The sequence below is a fragment of the Enterovibrio paralichthyis genome (assembly GCF_019209835.1).
Lineage (GTDB): Bacteria > Pseudomonadota > Gammaproteobacteria > Enterobacterales > Vibrionaceae > Enterovibrio > Enterovibrio paralichthyis.
Window position 1 is genome coordinate 23,555 of sequence record NZ_JAHUTS010000027.1, and the last position, 15,532, is coordinate 39,086.

The following is a 15,532-nucleotide window of genomic DNA, read 5'->3' on the forward strand; positions in this document are numbered from 1 at the left end:
TAACTAAAAGTGATTGATAACTATGAGTATGTTTGAAGCCTTTGCGCTGGCTTTGATTCAGGGATTGACGGAATTCCTTCCGGTCTCAAGCTCTGCGCACCTGATTCTCCCGTCTGAAATCCTGGGCTGGCAGGATCAGGGGCTGGCCTTTGATGTGGCCGTTCACGTTGGTACCTTGATGGCAGTCGTCGGTTATTTCCGCAAAGAAGTGACAGATCTGCTGGGTGCGTTCTTCCGCTCTATTTTCAAAGGCGAGCGCTCTGCTGATGCCTCTCTGGCATGGATGATTGCCCTGGCGACCATTCCTGCGTGTCTGTTTGGCTTGTTCATGAAAGACATCATCGAGGTGTACCTGCGTTCAGCATGGGTCATTGCTGCAACCTGTATTATCTTCGGCCTGCTGCTGTGGTGGGTGGATGTAAAAGCCAAGTGCGAGTTTGATGAATACAAGACCACGCCGAAAATGGCGTTGTGGATTGGTATTGCACAGGCGCTGGCAATGATCCCGGGCACATCACGCTCAGGCGCAACCATGACCATGGCGTTGTACCTGGGTTACACCCGTGAAGCCGCGGCGCGTTTCTCTTTCCTGATGTCGATTCCTATCATCGTGCTGGCGGGCTCTTATCTGGGTCTGGGTCTGGTTCAAAGTGACACCCCGGTAATGTGGGCGCCAATCCTGACTGGCGTGGTGGTTTCTTTTGTGAGTGCGTATGCGTGTATTCACTGGTTCCTGAAACTGCTGACCCGTGTGGGCATGCTGCCCTTCGTGATTTACCGTATCGCGCTAGGCCTCGGCTTGGCGGTGTTTTTGGCGACGCGTTAACAACGTAGTTGTGAGACGCGAGATAAGAGCAGATATAAGAAAGAGCTAACTCCTCAGCGCGTTTTGCGGTCTGGGGAGTTTGTTCAAAATCCTGCTCTTATCTCTTATCTCTTATCTCTTATCTCTTATCTCTTATCTCTTATCTCTTATCTCTTATCTCTTATCTCTTATCTCTTATCTCTTATCTACCTTGCGTTAGCGAGAAAGCCCTTCACCGCTTCAATTCTCTGCCTTGTCAGCTCATCCCTAATTGCAGGGCCCTTCAGGCCTGATGCCACAATCGGTTTTACATCCACTTGGCTTGCTGCTTCAAAAGCACCGGTCAGCAGGGTGGCCTGCGGGTAGTCGCGGTTTTCGAAACCTGTGCGGCCCTGATGATCGGCCTGACTGGCAATCGCCAGTTGCGGGATCTTTTCCGGTTTCCGCCAGCAATCGTTACGGTCAAAAATTTTAACGAAGGTGGCTGCTTTCAACTCTCCGGCATTGTGCACATTGGTGTGTTCAGCGCAGACCAGCAGCGCGGCATCACGGTATGCATTGGGGACGCGGATACGCTCACACAGGGCTTTGATAGGCTTTAACCCTAGCTTGGTATGTAGCTTGTGGCTTGGCCACTCTTCTTTCGGTGTCAGCCCTTTGCCCAAATCATGCACCTGGGCGGCAAATCGGATCACATCATCATCAGTCAGGGCTGCTGCCTGTTTGGCGACCATCAAGGTGTGGATGCCGGTATCAATTTCCGGGTGCCACTGCTCGGGCTGTGGTACGCCGAACAGCGCGTCGATTTCCGGTAGCACCACGGCCAGGGCACCGCAGTCACGAAGCACACTCAAGAACACTTCAGGGTGCGCGCAAGAAAGCGACTTCTCCCACTCTTTCCAGACACGTTCTGCCGTCAGTGCTTCCAGCTCGCTGCTTTCAACAATCTCGCGCATCAGGGAAAGGGTTTCGTCTGCTACCTTAAATCCTAGATGATGGAACCTTGCGGCAAAGCGGGCAACCCGCAGCACTCGAAGCGGGTCTTCGACAAACGCTGGCGAAACATGGCGAAGCAGGCGTGCTTCCAGATCCTGCTGACCACCGTAAGGGTCAACCAGGGTTCCGTCTTCCGCCTGCGCAATCGCATTGATGGTGAGGTCACGACGCAGCAGATCCTCTTCCAGCGTCACGTCCGGAGTGAAATCACACACAAAGCCGGTGTAGCCCTGGCCGGATTTCCGTTCGGTGCGGGCAAGCGCATATTCTTCGTGGGTTTTAGGGTGAAGGAAGACCGGAAAGTCTGCGCCGACTTGCTGGTAGCCCGCATTCAGCATGGTGTTGATGTCTGCACCGACAACAACCCAGTCTCTGTCTGTCACTTTGAGGCCCAGCAAATTGTCTCGTACTGCGCCACCGACAAGGTAGGTTTTCACATTAATATCCGGAGTCTAAGCAATAATAGGATTATCTTAATCGAAACATCGCCAAGATGCAGGTGGGCACAAAGGGTGCAACCAGGTGCAAGGTGTGCTGAAGCTGCGAACCTGTCCCTGAATCCGCGGTCTCAACGAGTGTCTTTCTTTACAACGTATTAGGGGCGCGATACCGTGCCTGCGGGTATCACAGGTTAAGGAAACAGAGAGCCTTTCATGTATCAGGACTTTTTCCGGTTGTCAGAGTCGCCGTTTGCGATCGTGCCAAACCCTAAGTTTTACTTTTTGAGTGAACGCCACCGCGAAGCGTTAAGCCATGTGCTGAACGGTATTGAAGACGGTGGCGGTCTGGCATTGTTAACCGGTGAGGTGGGAACGGGTAAGACCACCACCATGAAAGCCTTGCTGGATCGCCTGCCGGAAAAAACGCAGGTTGCGACCATTCTCAACCCGAGCGTTTCCACGCTGGAGCTAATGCAGACCCTATGCGACGAGCTGGGCGTGACCTATAAAGACGAAGACAGCTTCAAGCGTCTGTACGATTTGATTGCCGATAAGCTCTTCAACAATGAATCGAAAGGCATCCAGACGGTGTTGTTGGTAGATGAAGCCCAGCACCTGATGCCGGATGTGCTTGAGCAATTGCGTCTTCTGACCAACATTGAGACGTCATACCGCAAGCTGCTCAAGGTGATCCTGATTGGCCAGCCTGAACTGCAGGAAATGCTGCGCCAGCCAAATCTGCGTCAGCTTGCCCAGCGTATTACGGCGCGTTATCACCTGATGCCGCTTTCTGCCGATGAAGTTCACCAGTACATCACCCACCGCATCAGCTGTGCCGGTGGGCTGGATCCTTTGTTTGACGGCGCCGCCATCAAGCTGATTGCCAAAGAAACCGGCGGCGTGCCGCGGCTGGTCAACCTGGTTTGCGACAAATCGCTCAAGATGGCGTTCAAAGAATCCCGTCACAAGGTCAACAAAGAACTTGCTGAGCGTGCCTGTCAGGATGTGCTGGAGTGGCAGGGGGCTGCCAAGCCGAAACCTTCGTTTGATTACAAGCGCTACTGGCCGGTGTATGCCGGTGCTGTGGGCGGGGCAGCGCTGCTGGCGATTGCTATCCGTATCGGGCTCGGCGGTGATGATGTGCCTGTCGCTCCCCAGATTAGCGAACCAGTGGCAAATGCCGTCGTTGTTGCGCCGTCGCCGCAACCTTCTGCCGCGGCACCTGAAACCGTGGCGCCCGTGGTTGTGGTGGAAGCGTCCAAGCCTGAGCCAAACGTTGACACCTTGCCGTTTAATACCCTGGTGCGGGAAAGCCTGAGTGCGGGGGCGGCGATGCAGTCCCTGTATAAGCTCTGGGGATTTGATGCAGATGTACTGGCAGCAAGTTGCTCGGCGCAGGTACGTGGCGAGCTGGCCTGTTACAAAGGTGAATTGCCGCTTTCGCAACTGCTGACGATTGACCGTCCTGCAGTGCTGCAGATGAATGGGCCACAGGGGCAAAGCTGGTTTGCTGTGCTTTATGGCAAAGGTGACGGACAGTTTGAACTTCTCGCCGCAGACAGGCGTGTTTTGGTCAGCGAACAGTTTGTGAATCAGTTTTGGAGTGGTGAGGCGTTAATCCTCTGGCGTCCGCCGTTAGGCAACCCGAACTTCATCAAATTTGGTCAGCGCGGTGAGCGCGTGCAGTGGCTGGATCAGCGGCTCAACCTGGTGCTCGGCGACAACTCACCGGTTTCCAACCAGTTTGGGCAGGCGCAGCGTAACAAGGTACGCGATTTCCAGCGCAGCAAAGGATTGGATGCTGACGGTATTCCGGGCGCGATGACCTTTATGGTGCTGGATACGGTATTGCAGATGCCAGGGCCAATGCTGATCGATAGCATTACTGCGACACCGGCAGAACAGAAAGCGCTGGAAGATGGCGAAGTGGTGGAAGTTCCGTCCTCTGACGTATTCACGCTGGCACTGACGCCGTTACCGCAAGTGGAGTTGGTTGAAGTGGCCGAGCCGGAACCCAAAGTAGAACAGTACGGCCGTACCAATGTGACCGCGCCCAATCAGACGCCACTGAACAGTTCTGATGAACTGACATTGGACGATCTCGATTTGTCTGAGTTGTCACCGGAGCTTGCCCAGAAGGTGGAAGCGGCAATGAGCGGTGATAAGTCCCGCACGCTTGATGCTAAGTTGGAACGCGCGCAACCGGCCAGTAATGTGATACCGATTTCCCAGTTATCCGCAGATATGCTGGATCGCCTTCCTGCCATGGATTTTCAGTCTCACGTCTATGCGTCCAATGAAAACTCAAGACGGGTAAAGGTCAACGGCAAAGATGCCCGTGAAGGGGAGTTTGTGGCAGAGGGTGTGTTGCTGAGGGGCATTGAACCCCAGCAGGTTGTGGTGCAGTTTGAAAATGAATTGATAGCCATTCCGGCGTTGACGAAGTGGTGATACAAGCGAAAATCCAGCCCCTTTTCTTCCCTGGACCCTGGACCCAGGACCTGGGTCCAGGGAAAAGCAGTAATAGCCCATCTTTCTCGCCTTTTCTGCTAATTCAGACATTAAAAAAGCCGCTTCCGCGGCTTTTTTGATGTCGTTCGGATATCGCTTACGCCCAACCGTTGCTGCGCTTTTTACGGCGTGGGATCAGGTGTGGCAGGATAAGACCAAACAGCAAGCCACCACCTGCAACCATGCCACCATACGCGAAGTAACGCATCAGCAGGTCGTCTTTCTGGGTATCGATACGTGCACGCAGTTCGCGGATTTCAGTTTGCGCATCAATCAGCTTCTGATTCAATTCGCTGGTGTGCTGTTCCAGCTCTTTCACTTGCGCGTTGCGCTGTGCCAGAGACTCAATCAATCCCTTGGTTTTGGCTTCCGTGTCACCCTGTGCGCTTGCCAGTGCTTCTTTCACCTGCGTCAGCTCTTCTTCGAGTGCAGGAACGCGCACCTTCAGGCCTGGCTGGTTGGTCACGTATTTAGACTCTACCCAACCCTTACGGCCGCGATCGTCGATCACCTGGCTGTAGCCTTCGTTACGGTTAGTGTCCACAACTGTTACTTTAGTGCCCGCATCCACACTGCCAATGATGCGGTATTGGGTGCCCGGGCCAGAATGCATGTAGGTGAAAAGCTCATCAGAGATGTAGTTATCCTTCGCGTGTGCAGCAGGGACAGCCAGCATCATCAGCACAGCCAGGGCAGAGAAAAGTTGCTTCACGGGGTATTCCTTTGGTTGGTCGTGAGTTTCTGTTTGATTGGTATCAGATACTAAAAAATTTTGAGGTTCAGGTACAACAAAAGGGAGGCATAACCTCCCTTTTTTAACCGAAGACTGACATCACTGCACAAAAACGTGACTGAAATGCCTTTCTTGCCGTGCTAATTACGCGCCAAATACCGCTCGCATGATGTAGAAGAAAATCACTGCCAGCAGTGCACCGGCAGGCAGGGTGATCACCCAGCTTGCAACGATGTTACGCACTACGTTCAGGTTCAATGCGCCGATACCACGGGCAAAACCTACACCCAACACAGCACCCACCAGGGTTTGTGTGGTAGAGATTGGCAGGCCAGTACCTGAGGCCAGAACCACGGTAGAAGCGGTTGCCAGCTGCGCAGCAAAACCACGGCTAGGCGTCAGTTCAGTGATACCCGTCCCCACAGTTGCCATTACCTTGTGACCCAGGGTAGCCAGACCAACCACGATACCGATACCGCCCAACGGCAGGATCCACCATGCGATGGCGCTTTTCTCTGTGATTTGACCCATGTGCTCAACGGTAGAGACGATCGCAGACAGAGGGCCAATCGCGTTTGCTACGTCGTTAGAGCCGTGGGCAAAAGCCATCGCACATGCGGTCACGACCATCAGCAGGCTGAACACGCGCTCAACGCCCTGATAGCCATTGGCGCTGGCAGTATCGTCTTTGTATTTACGGCTGATATAAACGTAACCGAATGCCATAACCAGCGCAGACACCACCAGAGAAACCATCACAGCTTCCGATGTGGACAGGTGCAGGCCAACGTGTTTCAGGCCTTTCTTGATGGTCACTAGCGCGATAATCATCGCAGTCAGGAACATGTAAACAGGCACGAAACGCTTGGCGTTGATCAGTGGCTTGTCGGTGTCGAAAATCAGCTTCTGGGCACTGACAAAAATCGCGTAGGCGAACACACCAGAAATAAGCGGCGTGACAATCCAGCTACCCACGATGCCTTGCACTGAGCTCCAGTCAACCGCATTGGTACCGACAGACACACACGCAAAACCGATGATGGCACCGATGATGGAGTGAGTCGTGGATACCGGCCAGCCCATGTAGGACGCCAGCAGCAGCCAGCTACCTGCAGCAAGCAGTGCCGACATCATGCCGTAAACCAGAATTTCCGGCTGGTGGGCATACAGCGACGTTTCAATCACCCCTTTGCGGATAGTGTCGGTCACTTCACCGCCTGCCAGGTACGCACCGGCAAATTCAAAGATCATCGCGATGATGATCGCCTGTTTTACGGTCAGCGCTTTAGAGCCCACTGACGTACCCATGGCGTTAGCAACGTCGTTTGCGCCGATACCAATAGCCATCATGAAACCAAAAACTGCGGCCACCAGAATAATCATGGTGCCGTAATTCGCTAGGATTTCCATTGTTTTACCTTGTTAAATGTTCGATGAACGGCGCACTATGAGCGCGAAAGCATCAGCTCAAGACGCGAGCCGACACGCTGTGCCTGATCGGCAATCGCGCCGACCCATTCCAGAATCTTGTAAAGGAACATGACGTCAACCGGGTTGTATTCACCCTCGACTAACATCAGTTGCTGGCGAAGCTTGATTTGCATTGAGTCAGTGTCGCCCTCAATGGTATCCAGCTGGTGGATCATTTCTTCGACCAGGGTAACTTCACGTCCTTTGAAGCCGGACTCGAGCAGTTCATCCAATTCACTGATCACGCGACGGGCCTGATCGGCAGCATCTAAACAACGCTGTACGTAGGCAACGAAATCAGGGTAAAGCGCAGAAGGGACCTGTAGCTTGCGGCCAATAACGCGGCCAGCAATGTCTTTGGCAAGATTGGCGAGTTTATCCTGTTGGATAACCAGATCGAGCATGTCAGTGCGGTCAACCGGGAGGAACAGACCGCGAGGCAGCTTGAGACGGATTTCACGCTTGAGGACATCAGCCTCTTTTTCCAGCGTAGAAATCTCATGGCGCAGTTGTTCTGCGCGCTCCCAATCGCCTTTTTCGCATGCTTCGAAGAAGGGGATCAGCACAGAGCAGCAGTCATTGACGCGGCTCACGTGACGTTGCAAAGGTTTTAGAGGGCTCTTTGCAAACAGCCCAACAATTGTATTTACAGGCATAGCCGTATCTACCTAAAAAAACCCGCTCAGGGGGACATCAAACAGTATGACGTATCCCAAGATTAGGCTAAAACTTACACGATGGTATTTTAGGCGGCGAATGTTAACGCAATCACATTTGTATTGATACCGTTTCAGATCAATGAAAGTTCCTTGCCCGGCTGTGTGATTCCCAATATCCTTGTTCGGCGTTAGGTTATAGGTCCCTTTATGGAAACTGAGATAGAGTTAAAGTTTTTTGTCTCTTCCGATTTTTCACGCCAAATTCGAGACAAAATCACCGATCTGAAAGTGTTGCAGCAGCGTCAGAAGAACCTGGGCAATATCTACTATGACACCCCGGATTTCCTGCTTCGACGCCATGATATCGGCCTTCGGGTAAGACGATATGATGACGTTTATGTCCAGACTCTGAAAACAGCCGGCCGCGTGGTTGCCGGGCTGCATCAACGGCCGGAATACAACGCTGAGTTAGATTCCCCGGTGCCGGACTTGTCCCTGATCCCAGCCGGTGCATGGCCGGACGGACTGGACGTTAACGCGCTTTCCCAGCGCATAAATCCTTTGTTCTCTACAGATTTTGAACGTCAGCAATGGCTGCTGGCCATGCCGGACAGTAGTCAGGTAGAACTGGCGTTTGACAGTGGTGAAGTGACCACTGACGCAGGCGGTTATGACCCGATTTGTGAAGTCGAGCTGGAGCTGAAATCCGGCCAGACTGACGCCCTGTTTGTACTGGCGCGTGAGTTGGCGGAAAACGGTGGTCTTCGTCTGGGTAACCTGAGTAAGGCAGCGCGTGGCTATCGCCTGGCGACGGGTTACGAAGGTGATCCGGTCAAACCGCTGACCATGGTGGACGTCAACGACAGGCTTTCTGTCGAGCAGTCTTTTGTCCACGCACTGGAACATGCGCTGGAGCACTGGCACTACCATGAGCAAATCTATGTTGAACGCCCTGAGCAGGAAGCCATTTTTGAGATTTGCAATGCAGTCAGCCTGATCCGCCAGGCGCTGGTATTGTTCGGTGGGTTAATCCCGCGCCGCGCAAGTGCATTGCTGCGCCAAGAACTCCAGTGGTTGGAAGGTGAGCTGAGCTGGGTTTATGAAGCCCGTGCCATTGAGCGCCTGCTGGATGACAAAGGCTATTTCCTGCGTAAACTCAGCACCCAGAAGCCGTTGATGGCGAAACTGAAAGCACGTTACGAGGCGCTGCCTGAGCGGGCGGAAGTGCTGGAGTTGCTGCATGCAAGCCGCTATTGCAACCTGCTGCTGGATTTGAGCCGTTGGATATTGACTCGTGGCTGGCAGCCGTTTCTGGATGACAAAGCCCGTGAAAAGCTGGCTGAGCCTTTGCGCCAGTTTGCTAACCGTTCACTGGCACAATCCTGGGAAGAGTTGCTGTCTGTGTTTGCGCTGGGTAATGAGCTGGATCGCTTCGGTTATCTTGATCAGCAGCCGCGCCTGATCCGCAACCTGATGTCAGGCTGCTGTGTCGCTGCGCTGTATGATGTGGAAGAGCGGGAGTCTTTCCGCCTGCCTTGGCTGGATTTGCAGCAGGGCATAGAAGATATCCAGTTGCTTGAACCGGTTCGCCAACTGGCGGAAGACGAAGAGTTTGACGAAGAAGAGCGTCAGCAAATCGCCAAATGGCTGGGACGCAAAGAAGAGTCTCTGCTCCACGCCATGATGCAGTCACGTCAGATGGGGCTGAACCTGGAGCCTTACTGGGACGAGTAAAGTCACCCGGATAGATGCCTTTAAATCGCGCTGTAACGGCGCGATTTTTTATTTGGCGCGATTATCTTTGGGGTGATGTTGCTCGCAAAATTAGTGACATCACTATCAATTTTAAGATTGTGTTTCATTGATTTAACAAAAATCCTCACCTTCCCCGCGCTTTCCATACTGATATTAAGGTATAACGTCTCCCAACAAGGGAGCACTGCCTGAGCGCTGTGATGCCCACCACAATGAGCAAGCCCGAAATTTTGCGTCTTGTTGCTCAATAATTCACCTGTCATGCCGATAACACGAAAAAGCAGTCAAGCTCATGCTTTTCATGGAGTTATTTCCGCACGCAAGGTGCGTATGTCAAGGAGTCTACGACAATGTCACAGATGGTTCTGAGACCTTGGGAAAAGGTTATCGCCAATATCAAACTCGTCCCTAAACTGATCCTGCTGATGGCTTTCAGCACGGTGTTGCTGCTGGCCAAGCAGCTATGGGATGCCAACACTTTCCGCGAATCTGTACTGGAAGTGACGGAAAACCAGAGCCACAGCATCGCGCTGCGCAGTGCCGAAATGGCCAGAACTTTACTGGCACAAGATAATGGCGAAGCGCTGCTTGAGCAGATAGTGGCGGGTGAGAATGCCACCAGTGAACTTGGTCAGTACATTTTCTTTGCCAATCCTGCGACGAAAGAAATCCTGGGACACCCGAACATCAATAGGTTTCGAGGGTTGGCGCTGCCACTGGAAAATGGCGGTACACTGACAGACCTTTTCGGCCGCAATTCCGGCGGTTTTAGCTACCATCTGGCGCAGGAAGCGCGTCACGGTATTGCTGTACCCGTCAAAGGCACAGATTGGCTAGCAATTGCCTCTCAGCCAGACTCTGCCGCAGGGCAGTATTACAACGCCTACCTGGTGCAGGTTGCATGGCAGACCGGCATTATGATCATTGCCTTTATGGTGATATTGCTAGGCGGCTCAAGACTGATGCTGCGCCAAATCAACTACCTAATCGACGGCATGCGCCTGATGGCGAGCAAGAATCTCAGCCAGCCGGTGGAGATGGACTGTAAGGATGAATTCGGTGAGCTGGCCAGGGAGCTGGAAAAAGCCCGTATCCAACTGGCAAGTGTACTGCGCACCCAGCGCAACTCCTCCGAAGAGCTGTATTCTATCGCGGAAGTGATGACCATCAGCATGGACGAAACCCGAGAGTCAGCCAAAGAGCAATTCGGGGAAATTGACCAACTGGCATCGGCCATGAGTGAAATGACCTCAACCGTGCAGGATGTGGCTGCGCACGCCCGCGCTGCTTCACAGGCAACCGAAAGCTCCCGTGAGCAGGCTGTTCGTGGCCAGAGCTATGTCACCAACACCATCAACACCATCCATAAATTGTCGGACGATATCCGCCAGTCCGCGGGGGTGGTGAACCAGGTGGAAGAGCGCGTTGAGAAAATCAGTTCTGTGGTGGTTACCATTCAGGGCATTTCAGAGCAAACGAACCTTTTGGCATTGAATGCCGCAATTGAAGCCGCGCGTGCCGGTGAAGCAGGCCGCGGTTTTGCGGTGGTGGCAGACGAGGTGCGAAACCTGGCGCAGAATACCCAAAAAGCGACAGTGGAAATCCAGGAAATGATCACCCAGTTACAATCATCAGCGCAGCAGGCAGTGGGCCTGATGGAGCAAAGTGTGGTGGAAGCGGTTGATAGCGTTGAGTCGGTCAGTAAAGCCGGTGAAGAGCTGAACTTGATCGTAGAGCAGATTGCCCAAATCAATGACATGAACTTCCATATCGCCACGGCAGCAGAGCAACAGGCATCGGTGGCGGATGAAATGAATGTGAACCTGACCAATGTGCGCGAGATCGTGGAAGCGTCTGTGGTGGTGGTGACTGAGCTTGCTGAAACCTCTGGCAGCATGCAAAGCAATGCCGAACAACTGGATCTCAAGATCAAAGAATTTGCGGTCTAACCGCCATCGCGTAATCACTAAGCCCGCATCCTTGTGCGGGCTTTTTTTGTGGTATTTTAAGCCAAATGGAAACGCCCAAAGGAAAGAACACGAATGTCGCTGCCCAAGGAACTGGAACGCTGCGCCACCCGCGCACTGGAATTACTGGCTGAGAAACAGCCTGAAAATCTTGCCCAATGGCAGGGCGATGCCCGTGAGTCATTGACCCGCTCAGTGGCGATGAGCGACTTTATCACCGAATCTGTCCTGCATGATGAAACTCTGTTGCCATGGCTTTTGGACAACCTCGACAGCGGTATCCGCGCGCCCCATTACCGCAGCAATCTGAAAGCATTACTGGATACCCACTCTGATGAAAATGGCCTGCTGCGTGAGCTGCGCCGTTTCCGCCGCCGGGAAATGGTGTGGCTGGCATGGCATGACTTCAACAACACCTTGTCACTGGATGATGGTCTTTCGCACCTCTCCAAGCTCGCTGAAGCCATCATCATGGAAGCCTATGGCTGGCTTTACCGCTTCTGCTGTCAAGAGTGGGGCACACCCTGCGATGCCGACGGTCACCCACAGCCCATGCTTATCCTCGGTATGGGTAAACTCGGTGGTGGCGAACTGAATTTCTCTTCCGATATCGACCTGATTTTTACCTACCCGGAAAACGGCGAAACCCAGGGCGCACGGCGCAGTATTGCCAATGCGCAGTTCTTTACCCGCCTTGGGCAGCGTCTAATCAAAGCATTGGATCAACAAACCTACGACGGCTTTTGCTATCGCGTCGATATGCGACTTCGCCCGTTTGGCGACAGTGGCCCGCTGGTGATGAGCTTTGCGGCGCTGGAAGATTACTATCAGGAGCAGGGGCGCGACTGGGAACGCTACGCCATGATCAAAGCGCGGGTGATGGGTAAAGAGCAGTTTGCCTGTTACCAGACTCTGCGCCAGATGTTGCGTCCGTTCGTGTTCCGCCGCTATATCGACTTCAGCGCTATTCAGGCGCTGCGCCGCATGAAGGCGCTGATCCGCAGTGAAGTGCGCCGCCGTGGCTTGACCAACAACATCAAACTGGGGGCGGGGGGGATCCGTGAAATTGAATTTATTGCGCAATCCTTCCAGCTTATCCGTGGCGGGCGTGATCCTATCCTGCGCAAACGTGGGCTGTTTATCACCTTAAATGCTATCCGGGAACTGGCACTGCTGCCGGCAGAAGATGCCGATACCCTTGAAGCTTCCTACCGTTTTTTACGCCGTGCAGAGAACCTGTTGCAGGCAATCGGAGACAAGCAAACCCAGACCCTGCCTGATTGTGAGCGGGATCAGCTGCGCCTTGCGCTGGCGATGGGGGAGGACAGCTGGGCTGGCTTTACACAAAAACTGGCTGTGCACATGGACGGCGTACGCCAGATATTTGATGGCCTGATTGGTGATGAAGACGAGCAGGACGAGAAGACGATCCCGGCTGAATTCAGCGAGATCTGGGATGCAGCGCGCGATCCGGAATTAACCGAGAAAATCTTGTCTGATATGCAGGCCGGTGATGCATCGGCGCAGGCGAGTGCCCTGCTGCGGTTCAAGGAAGAGCTGGCCAAGCGTACCCTTGGGCCACGCGGGCGCGAAGTGATTAACCGCCTGATGCCGGTGATTTTAAGCCAGGTGGTGTGCCGTGAAGATGCCATCGCGGTTCTCGACAGAGTATTGAAACTTCTGGTGCGTATTGCCACCCGCACGACCTATCTTGAACTGTTGGACGAGCACCACGGTGCCATTACCCAGCTTATCCGCCTGTGCAGCGCCAGCCCGATGGTGGCAGAGCAACTGGCCAGTTATCCCATCCTGTTGGATGAACTGCTAGATCTGCAGCACCTTTACAATCCGACGCCAATCGACCAGTACCGCAACGCGCTGTTTGATTTCCTCGCCCGTATTCCGGAAGAGGATATGGAGCAGCAGATGGAAAACATCCGCCAGTTCAAGCAAAGTCAGCTCCTGCGCATTGCCGCTGCCGACATAGCCGGTGTGCTGCCGGTGATGAAAGTCAGCGATCACCTGACCTATCTGGCAGAAGCTATTGTGGAAGCGGTAGTGAACCAGGCCTGGTACCAGATGACCGAAAAATATGGCCAGCCTTCGCATCTAGCAGGACGTGATGGCCGGGGCTTTGCGGTGATTGGTTACGGCAAAGTCGGTGGCATCGAGCTGGGTTATGGCTCAGATCTGGATGTGGTCTTCGTCCATGACTGTCCGGACAATACCTACACTGACGGTGCGAAAGAGATAGACAGCCGCCAGTTTTACCTGCGCCTCGCCCAACGTATTGTGCATCTGTTTTCTACCCGCACCGCGTCCGGCGTGCTGTATGAAATTGATACCCGCCTGCGTCCTTCCGGTGCATCCGGCATGCTGGTCACAACGCTGGATTCCTTTGAGGAGTACCAGAACGAAGAGGCCTGGACCTGGGAGCATCAGGCATTGGTGCGTACCCGTATGATCTACGGTGACAGCCAGTTGGGCAAAGGTTTTGCCGATGTGCGTAAGCGGGTGCTGACCAAGGCGCGCGACAAAGAAGTGCTGCGCCAAGAGGTGGTGGATATGCGCCATAAAATGCGCGATCACCTTGGCAGCAAGGAAAAGGGCAAATTCCACATCAAACAGGATCCGGGCGGGATCACGGATATCGAGTTTATGACCCAGTATTTCGTGCTGGCCAACGCCCACGATGAACCGGCGCTGACCCGCTGGAGCGACAATGTCCGCATCCTTGAAGACATGGCTCAGGCAGGGATCCTTTCGACACCTCAGGCGCTTTCCTTGCGCGATGCTTATGTGAGTATGCGTGATGAAATCCACCGCCTTAACCTGCTTGATGCGTCAGTGGAGGTGGACGACAGCGCGTTTACCGCGGAGCGCGAAGTAGTGAAAGCGGCTTGGGGGGAGTGGATGGAGCCAGCTACCTAGCCATACCAGAGGCTTGAGACTGGAGAATTGAGACACGAGAAAGAGCAGAGAAAAGAAAAAGCGAGAAGAGCTGCAAGGGTTTGACTTGCTTCAGAGAAACGACAAAACTCCTCTCGTCTCTCGTCTCTCGTCTCTCGTCTCTCGTCTCTCGTCTCTCGTCTCTCGTCTCTCGTCTCTCGTCTCAATCGTACAACGACGGCTCACCTTCCGGGCGGCTCTTGAAACGGCGGTGCAGCCACATGTACTGCTCAGGTGCACGCAGGATGGAGCGCTCGATAAACTTGTTGGTATAGGCCGCTGCGGCGACTTCATCATCGTACGGGAAAGCGTCCATAGGCGGGTCAAGCGTCAGGGTGTAGCCAGTGCCTTCGCGGTCACGGGTAATGGTGAATGTTGCTATATCACACTTGCTCGCAGCTGCCAGAAGATGGGTACCTGTCGTGGTACAGGCTTTATCCACGGCAAACAGTGGTGCCCATGCGTAGCGGTGACGACCATAGTCATGATCCGGTGCATACCAGACCAGTTCGCCTTTGCGCAGGCGTTTGATCATCTGCTTGACGTCCAGACGGTCAATCAGCTTGTTCTCGCGGCTACGGCCGCGGTATTGGAACCAGTCATAAACCGGGTTGGTATTGGGGCGGTAAACGCCATAACCTGTGGTGTGTAAACCAAAAGCACGTGCGCCGAACTCAAGGTTAAAGGAGTGAACGGCAACGATCAGGACGCCTTTTTTACGGGCTTTAAACTCTTCAATCTGTTCAAAGCCGACGTATTTGACGTGCTTTTTCACCCGCCATTGTGGCCAAAACCAGGCCATGCAGGTTTCAATCAGCGCAAGACCCATATGCTCAAAGTTTTCTTTTAGCAGGCGATCGCGCTCACCACGGGTCATTTCCGGAAAGCAAAGCTCAAGGTTGCGTTCAGCGATTTTGCGGCGGCTTTTGAAAAACCGCATGATCAGCAGGCCAAGCTTTTTGCCAATGAAGCGCTGGACGCGGTAGGGCAGCCAACTGATCAGAAACATCACTCCGACGCCAATCCAGGTATGCCAGTAACGGGGATGAAGGAAAGACCATTGGAAAGTCGGCGCGTCGAAATTGCTGCTCATGGCTAATCTGTGATTCCTGAATCAAGCGACAAAATGAGGGCAGAGTATAACCAAAACAGGGCAAATAGTCAGATTTGGCTTGAGTGGTTTGTCAATGAATGTCAAATCCGGCGCAGGGCTTTGGGAGATGTGGCGTGTTTGGCTGTTGTGCTCA

At 53.7% G+C, this 15,532-nt stretch carries 11 protein-coding genes; 5 read left to right on the forward strand and 6 right to left on the reverse strand.

The window, feature by feature from the left end; genetic code table 11:
- Window positions 1-22: 22 nt before the first annotated feature.
- Window positions 23-826: an undecaprenyl-diphosphate phosphatase gene (locus KU854_RS21155; protein ID WP_218360312.1), complete on the forward strand. Its 804-nt coding sequence runs from the start codon at window positions 23-25 to the stop codon at window positions 824-826.
- Window positions 827-1,011: 185 nt separating this feature from the next.
- On the opposite strand, the gene KU854_RS21160 is transcribed toward KU854_RS21155, so the two are convergent.
- Window positions 1,012-2,238 (reverse strand): multifunctional CCA addition/repair protein, encoded by a 1,227-nt coding sequence (locus KU854_RS21160; protein ID WP_218360313.1) that lies wholly within the window; start codon window positions 2,236-2,238, stop codon window positions 1,012-1,014.
- 216 nt (window positions 2,239-2,454) lie between these two features.
- Here KU854_RS21160 and KU854_RS21165 point away from each other — a divergent pair, with 216 nt between their 5' ends.
- Window positions 2,455-4,692: an AAA family ATPase gene (locus tag KU854_RS21165; protein WP_218360314.1), complete on the forward strand. Its 2,238-nt coding sequence runs from the start codon at window positions 2,455-2,457 to the stop codon at window positions 4,690-4,692.
- A gap of 157 nt (window positions 4,693-4,849) precedes the next feature.
- Here KU854_RS21165 and KU854_RS21170 read toward each other — a convergent pair whose 3' ends face one another.
- The 3 genes from KU854_RS21170 to KU854_RS21180 all read right to left on the reverse strand — a co-directional run bounded on the left by KU854_RS21170 (window position 4,850) and on the right by KU854_RS21180 (window position 7,611).
- Complete coding sequence (locus tag KU854_RS21170) at window positions 4,850-5,464, reverse strand: TIGR04211 family SH3 domain-containing protein (protein WP_218360315.1); 615 nt, start codon at window positions 5,462-5,464, stop codon at window positions 4,850-4,852.
- Between the two features lie 165 nt (window positions 5,465-5,629).
- Window positions 5,630-6,895, reverse strand: a complete 1,266-nt coding sequence (locus KU854_RS21175; protein WP_218360316.1) for an inorganic phosphate transporter — start codon at window positions 6,893-6,895, stop codon at window positions 5,630-5,632.
- Window positions 6,896-6,930: 35 nt separating this feature from the next.
- Complete coding sequence (locus tag KU854_RS21180) at window positions 6,931-7,611, reverse strand: TIGR00153 family protein (protein ID WP_218360317.1); 681 nt, start codon at window positions 7,609-7,611, stop codon at window positions 6,931-6,933.
- A gap of 210 nt (window positions 7,612-7,821) precedes the next feature.
- Here KU854_RS21180 and KU854_RS21185 point away from each other — a divergent pair, with 210 nt between their 5' ends.
- Window positions 7,822-9,348 carry a CYTH and CHAD domain-containing protein gene (locus tag KU854_RS21185; RefSeq protein WP_218360318.1) on the forward strand — a complete coding sequence of 509 codons (1,527 nt, stop codon included), beginning with the start codon at window positions 7,822-7,824 and terminating at the stop codon, window positions 9,346-9,348.
- A gap of 20 nt (window positions 9,349-9,368) precedes the next feature.
- On the opposite strand, the gene KU854_RS21190 is transcribed toward KU854_RS21185, so the two are convergent.
- On the reverse strand, window positions 9,369-9,617 hold the full coding sequence (locus KU854_RS21190; protein WP_218360319.1) for a hypothetical protein: 249 nt from the start codon (window positions 9,615-9,617) through the stop codon (window positions 9,369-9,371).
- Window positions 9,618-9,719: 102 nt separating this feature from the next.
- Here KU854_RS21190 and KU854_RS21195 point away from each other — a divergent pair, with 102 nt between their 5' ends.
- Complete coding sequence (locus KU854_RS21195; protein ID WP_218360320.1) at window positions 9,720-11,318, forward strand: methyl-accepting chemotaxis protein; 1,599 nt, start codon at window positions 9,720-9,722, stop codon at window positions 11,316-11,318.
- A 93-nt stretch (window positions 11,319-11,411) separates the two neighbouring features.
- Entirely contained in the window at window positions 11,412-14,267 is a 2,856-nt protein-coding gene (gene glnE / locus KU854_RS21200) for a bifunctional [glutamate--ammonia ligase]-adenylyl-L-tyrosine phosphorylase/[glutamate--ammonia-ligase] adenylyltransferase (RefSeq protein WP_218360321.1), read from the forward strand.
- Between the two features lie 181 nt (window positions 14,268-14,448).
- Here glnE and lpxL read toward each other — a convergent pair whose 3' ends face one another.
- Window positions 14,449-15,378, reverse strand: coding sequence for an LpxL/LpxP family Kdo(2)-lipid IV(A) lauroyl/palmitoleoyl acyltransferase (lpxL, locus tag KU854_RS21205; protein ID WP_218360322.1), 930 nt, complete (start codon window positions 15,376-15,378; stop codon window positions 14,449-14,451).
- Window positions 15,379-15,532: the final 154 nt, after the last annotated feature.

Excerpts from the sequence above, each read along its gene's own strand:
- KU854_RS21155 (WP_218360312.1), top strand. The coding sequence starts at position 23 with ATGAGTATGTTTGAAGCCTTTGCGCTGGCTTTGATTCAGGGATTGACG.
- KU854_RS21165 (WP_218360314.1), top strand. The coding sequence starts at position 2,455 with ATGTATCAGGACTTTTTCCGGTTGTCAGAGTCGCCGTTTGCGATCGTG.
- KU854_RS21175 (WP_218360316.1), bottom strand. The coding sequence starts at position 6,895 with ATGGAAATCCTAGCGAATTACGGCACCATGATTATTCTGGTGGCCGCA.
- KU854_RS21180 (WP_218360317.1), bottom strand. The coding sequence starts at position 7,611 with ATGCCTGTAAATACAATTGTTGGGCTGTTTGCAAAGAGCCCTCTAAAA.
- KU854_RS21185 (WP_218360318.1), top strand. The coding sequence starts at position 7,822 with ATGGAAACTGAGATAGAGTTAAAGTTTTTTGTCTCTTCCGATTTTTCA.
- KU854_RS21195 (WP_218360320.1), top strand. The coding sequence starts at position 9,720 with ATGTCACAGATGGTTCTGAGACCTTGGGAAAAGGTTATCGCCAATATC.
- glnE (WP_218360321.1), top strand. The coding sequence starts at position 11,412 with ATGTCGCTGCCCAAGGAACTGGAACGCTGCGCCACCCGCGCACTGGAA.
- lpxL (WP_218360322.1), bottom strand. The coding sequence starts at position 15,378 with ATGAGCAGCAATTTCGACGCGCCGACTTTCCAATGGTCTTTCCTTCAT.